We start from the raw sequence: 2,209 nt of genomic DNA, 5'->3' as shown, positions 1-2,209 counted from the left end.
CGCCGGTCAGGACGACGACCTCCGTGCCTCGTTCCCCGAGCCGAGAGACGGTGTCGTCCCAGCCGTCCCGCGGCTCGTCGCCGACGACTATCAGCCCCTCTGCCGCCCCATCACGACCGATCACGACCGGCAACTGACCGAATCCCCGAGCGTCGGCGATCCGCGACCGGATGTCGTCGTCGACCGTCCACCCCTGTTCCGCGAACAGATCGAGGTTCCCAACGAGATACGACGTGTCGCCGATCACGCCTTCGATACCGGACCGGTGGTTCGTGAACTCCCGTATCTGACCGACGCCTTCCGTTCCGACCGCGTCGTCTGCCGAGTCCAACTGATCCTCCGTGTCGTCGCCCCCGTCCTTGTCGGCGAAGGCCGTCACAATTGCGTTCGCGGCGGGGTGTGACGCCCATTGTTCGAGTTCGGCGACGGCGTCGAGCAACTCGGGGGGCGCGTCCGCTTCGATCACCTCCATCTCTCCGGTCGTGAGCGTTCCCGTCTTATCGAAAACGACGATGTCGACGTCGCGGAGCCGTTCAAAGACCGTTTCGTCGAAGATGATGATCCCGCGCCGGAGCGCACTGGAGAGGCTCTTCGCGACCGACAACGGCGTCGCGAGTCCGAGCGCCCACGGCGAGCCGGCGAGGAGGACCAACAGCGCGAGCAGGGCAGCGTCGGGCGGGGCCATCCCGAATGCGAGCGCCCCGACGCTGCCGACCGTGACGGCGGCTCCGACGACGAGGAACACGGCGTACGACGCGAGTTGATCGGCGTGCCGCTGGACCCCATGCGTCGCGCTCTGTAAGTCCCAGACGGCGGTCGTTATCCGGTCGATACTACTCGTCACGTCCGGGCCGACGCGGACCAACGCAGCGCCGTCCGTGACGATCGACCCCCCGATCACGTCGTCGCCGGCGCGTTTCACCACCGGAAGCGACTCACCGGTCACGATCGCTTCGTCGACGGTACAGCTGTCTTCGACGAGTTCACCGTCGACCGGCACGCGTTCCCCCTGTCGAACGAGGACGACGTCACCCGCCTCGAGGTCCTCGACGCGAACGTCCTGAGTGGTTCCGTCTGAGTCGTACGTCCGCGCCTGCTCGACCTGCGATATCGTGAGCTCGGTGAGCCGGTCGAGTGCGCGCTGTTTGATCGACGACTCGTAGAACACCATCGCGGTGACCGCAGCCGTCACGACGATCGCGAGGTCGTAGAAGATATCATTCTGTCCGAGGATGACGGCGGCCGTACTGTACAAATACGCGCTCACCGCGGTGATCGCGACCAATAGGTCGGTGTTCGGCCGACGCATTTTCAGACTGATGTACGCACCCCGCAACACCGGAAGCCCGGTGAAGACGAGGATGATCCCGGTCATCACGAAGTAGAGTCGGAGGAACACGAACGCGCCCTGACTGTCCAGCCGGAACGCGCCCTCGAATATCGCGAGCGCTTGCCAGTCGAATATTGACGCGAGTTGCGCGGGATACAGAATCGCGACGTACGGGACCAACAGGAACGCGCCGAAAAGGAAGCCAACGGAGTACCGCATGCCCAGAAGTTGATCGTCTCGCCGCTTTCGAATGCCACCCATCTCCCGCGACCGGCGCGTCGTTCCGCCGGCTGTATCCGCCTCTGTCGAGGCGTCGTCACGGAGGTATGCTGTGTACCCGAGTGTACTCAACGCGTCACGCAGTGTCTCCTTCGAAACGGTAGCCGGATCGTGGTCGATTCGGATCGTCTCGGTAACATAACTTGCCTCGGCGGAGATGACTCCCGATTGGGTTTCGGCGAGCGACTCGAGATACGCTTCACACGTCGCGGAGTACATCCCGTCGATCCGGAGAAACGTCTGCGAACCGTCCGAATCGGGCAGCACATCCTCTTCCTGTATCCTCTCGCTCTCAGATGCGGCTTGGGTGTCGTCATGGGAACCGGTCGCTCCGAGTGTCGTGTACACGTCGTGACACCCGCTCGAACAGAACGCCTGCTCACCAGGAGCCTCAAAAGCGGATGACTGAATCGATCGACCACACAAGGAACACTTATCGCTCATTTTGCGACGGACGTGACCCGTTTCCCCAGTCGGATAGCACGCAGACTCAAGCGGACATCACAGTACATAGTTTATGAATATAGGAACAGTGGAATTGTAAAGAGACAGTTAGTCATAGTAACGTATGAATGTCGCGTTTATGTGGCTATCGCTATC

General features: G+C 62.1%; 1 protein-coding gene. It reads right to left on the bottom strand.

The window, feature by feature from the left end; all coding sequences use genetic code 11:
• Positions 1-1,957 (bottom strand): cation-translocating P-type ATPase (locus Q0116_RS03735; protein ID WP_297885636.1); only part of this gene is annotated, 1,957 nt, incomplete at its 3' end.
• Positions 1,958-2,209 lie beyond the last annotated feature (252 nt).

The organism is uncultured Halorubrum sp. (genome assembly GCF_937146585.1).
Classification (GTDB): domain Archaea; phylum Halobacteriota; class Halobacteria; order Halobacteriales; family Haloferacaceae; genus Halorubrum; species Halorubrum miltondacostae.
This window is presented reverse-complemented; position numbering and strand designations above follow the sequence as displayed.